Annotated in this window: 5 protein-coding genes and 1 pseudogene; 1 reads left to right on the forward strand and 5 read right to left on the reverse strand. The window is 74.5% G+C overall.

The features are described 5' to 3' along the window. The 4 genes and pseudogenes from HCN52_RS21395 to HCN52_RS21410 form a co-directional block, all read right to left on the reverse strand. Positions 1–297 (reverse strand): annotated as a pseudogene (locus HCN52_RS21395) (hypothetical protein); the annotation flags it as partial. A 268-nt stretch (positions 298–565) separates the two neighbouring features. Further along, positions 566–1585 carry an ABC transporter substrate-binding protein gene (locus HCN52_RS21400; protein WP_168090084.1) on the reverse strand — a complete coding sequence of 340 codons (1020 nt, stop codon included), beginning with the start codon at positions 1583–1585 and terminating at the stop codon, positions 566–568. 258 nt (positions 1586–1843) lie between these two features. Next, positions 1844–2632, reverse strand: a complete 789-nt coding sequence (locus HCN52_RS21405; RefSeq protein WP_168090085.1) for an ABC transporter permease — start codon at positions 2630–2632, stop codon at positions 1844–1846. Next, a complete protein-coding gene (locus HCN52_RS21410; RefSeq protein WP_168090086.1) occupies positions 2629–3471 on the reverse strand; it encodes an ABC transporter permease in 843 nt (280 codons plus the stop codon). Before HCN52_RS21410 ends, HCN52_RS21405 begins: the two co-directional genes overlap by 4 nt. Before the next feature lie 74 nt (positions 3472–3545). Between HCN52_RS21410 and HCN52_RS21415 the strand changes: the two genes are divergently transcribed. After that, positions 3546–4712 carry an ABC transporter ATP-binding protein gene (locus HCN52_RS21415; RefSeq protein ID WP_168090087.1) on the forward strand — a complete coding sequence of 389 codons (1167 nt, stop codon included), beginning with the start codon at positions 3546–3548 and terminating at the stop codon, positions 4710–4712. 174 nt (positions 4713–4886) lie between these two features. On the opposite strand, the gene HCN52_RS21420 is transcribed toward HCN52_RS21415, so the two are convergent. Then, positions 4887–5372, reverse strand: a complete 486-nt coding sequence (locus HCN52_RS21420) for a DUF3180 domain-containing protein (RefSeq protein WP_168090088.1) — start codon at positions 5370–5372, stop codon at positions 4887–4889. Between the last annotated feature and the right edge of the window lie 165 nt (positions 5373–5537).

The following is a 5537-nucleotide window of genomic DNA, read 5'->3' on the forward strand; positions in this document are numbered from 1 at the left end:
GGCCTGGTCGGTCGCCGCCTCCAACGCCGCCTGCAACTCGCTGACCTGCGCGTCGACGGCCTGGCGGTTGGTGCGCTCGGTGGCGAGGCGTGCCTCGGCGATGTTCTCGCGGTGCCGGAGGAGGACGGCTCCCGCGACGGCGGCGCCGGCGGTCGCGACGACGAGCAGCGCCGGGAACAGTCCGAGACTGTCGGCGGTGAGAAGGGCGAGTCCGGCGGTGAGGACCGCGCAGCCGCCGACGGCGGCCGGGATCAGCAGCCGGTTGGGCGGGATGTATCGGTGACGTCCGCGTGCCATGCCGGAAACCTACCGTGACGCGGCGGGGCGCGGGAGGGCGCAGCCGGATTGTTGTGCGGTTCGGCTGGTACCGGACGGACCGCCGCGCGCGGGGCGCCGACCCACGGTCCGGGTACGCCCCGGCCGACGCCACCCGGACCGGTCACCGGGCCTCGTCGCTCGTGCCCCGCAGGCCGCGTCCGCCCGTCAGGGGGCCGGCGGTGCCCCCGTTGGTGCCCGCTGCCGGGGGTCCGGGGGCCCGGACCCCGGCAGCGGAGCGGCCAGGGCGTCAGCCGTCGATGAGGCCCTTGTCGACCAGGTAGTCGCGCGCGGCGTCCACGGCGCGGATCCGCTCGGCGTCGACCTGCCGGTTCAGCTCGACCAGGTCCTCGGTGGTGAGGGTGGAGGTCAGCTCGTTGAGGACGTCCACCACCTCCTGGTTCTCGGCGGTGGCGTCGTTGAGCACCGGCAGGATGTTGTCGGCCTGCTGGAGGTTCTGGTTGTCCTCCAGCAGCACCAGGCCGAAGTCGGCGAGGGTGCCGTCGGTGGTGGTGACCAGCGCCAGTTCGTTGGTGCCGTTCTGGACGGACTGCTTGGTCTGCGCGGTGCCGACGCCCTTGGGGTCGACCTCGGTGATGTCGATTCCGTAGACCTCCTCCAGGCCGGGCTGGCAGAACGGCCGCTCCACGCAGTCCTCGCCGGCGGCGAGGCGGATGGGGAGGCCGGACTTGCCCAGGTCGGTGAGGGTGGTGAAGCCGTTCTCCTCGGCGAACTCCTCGGTGACGGCGAACGCGTTCTGGTTGACGGCGTCGCCGTAGTCGAGCACGGTCAGCCCGCGCGGTTCGACCAGCTCGATCAGGGCGTCGCGGGTGGCCTCGGGGTCGCTGGAGGCGACCGGCTCGGCGTCGGCGCCGTTCTCGTCGCGGTTGAAGTACTCGGCGGTGGTGGCCAGGTACTCGGGCACGATGTTGATCTCGCCGCTCTCCAGGGCGGGGGCGTACAGCTCGCGCCCCCGGACGGTCTGGATCTCGGTGTCGAAGCCGGCGTCGGCGAGGATCTGGGCGTACAGCTCGGCGGTGATCGTCGCCTCGGTGAAGTCGGCGCTGCCGATGACGAGGGTCTCGCCGTCGCCGCCGCCGGTCTCGGTGCTGTCCGACCCGGCGTCCGTGTCCGAACCGGAGCCGGTCTCCTCCAGGCTCTCGCCGCCGCACGCGGTGAGGGCCAGGGCCAGGGTGAGGGCGGTGGCGGCGGTCGCGAGCGGCGCGCGGCGCAGGGTGGTGCGGGCGGATTTCACGGTCTGGTTGTCCATTCGTCGAGGGCGCCGCCGGCGGCGGTAGGAGGCGTGGTGCCCCGGTCAGGGACGGTACTGAGCGGGTGCAGCGGTGAGGTGTCCGTGATGTGACGTCGCAGGCGGACCGGGTGGGGCCCGCCCGACCGGTCGGCGCGCATGCACCTACCCGCTGCGAGCCGGTCGATTCCTGATTCGTCGTACGATCCGCCGATCCGCCGATCGGATCGACGGGGCGGGTGGCCGGAAGGCGCCCGCCACGCGCCCGCCCCGGGCGCCTCAGCCGGTGCCGGCCGGCGCACGCACGGCGCGAGCGCCGTCCTCCCGGTCCTCCGGTGGCAGCTCCCCGCCGGTGCGGCCGCGCCCGCCGGTGCGGCGGCCCGGGGTGAGCAACCGCTGGGCCACCACGAGGACGCCCTCGACGACCAGGGCCAGGGCGGCGACCAGCACCGCTCCGGCGACGACCTGCGGGGTGTTCTGGTTGGCGAACCCGGCGGTGATGATGCGCCCCAGCCCGCCGCCGCCGACCAGCGCCGCCAGGGTCGCGGTCGCGACCACCTGCACCGTCGCGGTGCGGATGCCCGTCATGATCATGGGGAACGCCAGCGGCAGCTCGATCCGGAGCATCAGCTGCCGCGAGGACATGCCCATGCCGCGCGCCGCCTCCACCACGTCCGGATCGGCCTCGGCCGCGCCGACGTAGGCGTTGGTGAGCAGCGGCGGCAGGGCGAACAGCACCAGCGCGATCACCGTCGGCGTCGTCACCCCGCCCTCGCCGAGCGGCGTCAGCATCAGCACGACCAGTACCGCGAACGTCGGCACCGCACGGCCCGCGTTGGTGATGTTGACGGCGACGGCGCTGCCGAGCCGCTTGCCGCGCCCGCCGCCGCCCGAGGCGACCGGCGTGTGGCCCAGCCACAGCGCCAGCGGCAGGGTCAGCAGGCAGGCGATGACCATGGAGACACCGGTCAGGTACAGGTGCTCGCCGAGGCGGGTCCACACCCCGCCGGGGCCGGCCCAGTGCTCGGCCGTGGTCAGCCAGGTCCAGGCGTCGAGGAACGCGTTCACCGGCCGGCCTCCTGTCGGGCGTCGGGCGTGCCCGCGGCGAGGGGGCGGTCGTCGGACTTCGCCAGGGAGTCGGGGTCGCCGCCGGTGTCCGGCGGTGGCGCCCCGTCGCCGCCGTCCGGCGGGCTGCCGCCGTCGCCCGGGTCCGGGGTGCCGCGCCTGCGGCGCCCGCCCTCGCGCGCCCGCGCCCACGGGGTGAGGGCGCGCTGGAGGACGAGCAGCAGCACGTCGGCGACGACGGCCAGCACCACGCACAGCACCGAGGCGGTGAGCACCTGCGCCTTGAAGAGGCTGTCCATACCGCTGTAGATGAGGTTGCCCAGGCCGCCGTTGCCGACGATGGCACCGACCGTGGTGAGCGAGACCGCCGAGACCGTGGCGATGCGCACACCGGCCATCAGCGCGGGCAGCGCCAGCGGCAGCTCCACCCGGAAGAGCAGCCTGCCCGGTCCGAAGCCCATGCCGCGCGCCGCCTCGCGGGCGTCCTCGGGGACGCCGTCGAGCCCGGCGAGCATGTTCCGGACCAGGATGGTGAGCGAGTAGAGCACCAGCCCGCAGATGACGACCGACGCCGAGAGGCCGAAGACCGGCAGCAGCAGCGCGTACATCGCCAGCGTCGGGATGGTGTAGACGACCGTGGTCAGGGTGAGGACCGTGCCGGTCAGCCGCCGGTAGCGGCGGGCCAGCAGGGCCAGGGGGAACGCCAGGAGCACCGCCAGCACGACGGCGGTGCCGGTGATGGCGATGTGCTGGAGCGTGGCGTCGACCAGTTCCTCGCGCCGGGTCCGCAGGTACTCCCCACAGATCCACGCGTTGGCTGTCAGACAGTTGCTGGCACTCACCGGGAGAACACTATGCGGCGCGACTCGTGAAAATGAAGATCCTACGAACGTGTCCGTGGGGGAAGATGGATCGCATGCTGCGCTTCGAACAGGTCACCAAGCGGTACCCGGACGGAACCCTCGCCGTGGACAACCTGTCGCTGGAGGTGGCCGAGGGCGAGCTGGTCACCCTGGTGGGGCCGTCCGGCTGCGGCAAGACGACCACGATGAAGCTGGTCAACCGGTTGGAGGAGCCCACCTCGGGCCGCATCCTGCTCGACGGCGAGGACATCGCCGGCATCCACCCGGTGGCCCTGCGGCGCCGCATCGGCTACGTCATCCAGCAGGGCGGGCTCTTCCCCCACCGCACGGTGCTCGACAACACCGCCACCGTCCTCCAGCTGCTGGAGTGGAAGAAGCCCGCGGCCCGCAAGCGCGCCGCCGAGATGCTGGACCTGGTCGGCCTCGACCCGTCCGTCTACGGCTCCCGCTATCCCGGCCAGCTCTCCGGCGGCCAGCGGCAGCGCGTCGGCGTGGCGCGCGCCCTCGCCGCCGACCCGCCGGTGCTGCTGATGGACGAGCCGTTCGGCGCCGTCGACCCCGTGGTCCGCGAACGGCTCCAGAACGAGTTCCTGCGACTCCAGGCGGAGGTCCGCAAGACCGTCCTCTTCGTCACCCACGACATCGAGGAGGCCGTGCGGCTCGGCGACCGGATCGCCGTCTTCGGGCAGGGCCGCATCGAGCAGTTCGACCCGCCCGCCACCCTGCTGGGCGCCCCCGCCACCGACTACGTCGCCCAGTTCGTCGGCGCCGACCGCGGGCTGAAGCGCCTGTCGGTCACCGACGTCGAGGAGGGCGACCTCGAACAGCCCCCGCTGGTCGACCTCGCCGACGACATGGCCGACGCCGCGACCCGGATGCGCGAGGGCGGCGCCCGCTGGGCGGTCGTGCTCGACGGCTCGGGCACGCTGCACGGCTGGGTGCCGCGCCCCGCCGCGGGGAAGCCGGTCACCGGCAGGGTCGCCGACCACGCCCGGCGGATGGAGGCGTGGCTGCCGCTCGGCTCCTCGCTCAAGCAGGCGTTCGGCATGATGCTCCAGTACGACGCCGGGTGGATCGCGGTCCTCGACGGCGACCGGTTCCTCGGGGTGCTCACCCCGGCCGGCCTGCACGAGGCGCTGCGCCGCTCCATCGACGCCGACGCCCAGGACGTGGAACGCGCCGCGGTCCACGTGGAGACGCTGCCCAACGGCGCCGCCTGAACGCGCGGGGCGTGCGGGCGGACCGCCCGCACAGCCCGGCCCGGGTCCGGCTCCGCCGCCCCGGCCCGGCGGCGTGGCGCGAGGTGTGGGGGCGCGTCGTCGACGCCCGTCCCCGCCCGGTCCCCGGACGAACCGGTCGGCCGAGCGCCCTCCCCGGCACCCGCCGGCGCGGCGTCAGGCGGGGGAGCCCAGCGGGCCGTTCTCGTCGTCCTCCGGGAGCCGGCAGATCCGCTCCAGCCAGAGCGCCGCCCCGCAGACCGCGACCCCCATGAGGACGCAGAACCCGGCGAAGACGGCCTGCTCGCGGCGGGCCGAGACGTCGAGGTGCTCCAGGACCAGGAACAGGCCCAGCCCGCCGTAGACACCGGAGACGACCGAGACCACCAGCGCACTGGCCTGACCGAGCACCACCGCGCGGGCGGCCATCATCGGCTCCACACCACGCGCCCCGGGCCGGCGCTCGCGGGCGGCCTTGATGCGGGAGCGCAGCAGCAGCGCGGTCGCCAGCAGCACCGCCGCGATCGCGGCGAGCGCCACCGGCGCCAGCAGCGGCACCGCCGGCAGCATCCCGTGGGAGTCCATCAGCCCGGCCGCGGCCCAGGCGAGGGCGAACGCCGCGGCGAACAACCCCAGCAGCGTGCCGATCCGCAGTTGCGTCACCGCGCCTGTCCCTCCGCACCTCGGGGCCGTTCCCGGCCGGGTACCCGTTCCCTGTCCGTACGCGCCCGGCGTGGGGCACCGGCGCGCAGCGCCTGCCGGCCCGCTCCGGCCGCCGGGGGTGACGCTACCGGGCGCCGCCCTCGCCGTGCGCGCCCGCCCGCGGAC

Source organism: Streptomyces bohaiensis, assembly GCF_012033785.1.
GTDB lineage: Bacteria > Actinomycetota > Actinomycetes > Streptomycetales > Streptomycetaceae > Streptomyces > Streptomyces bohaiensis.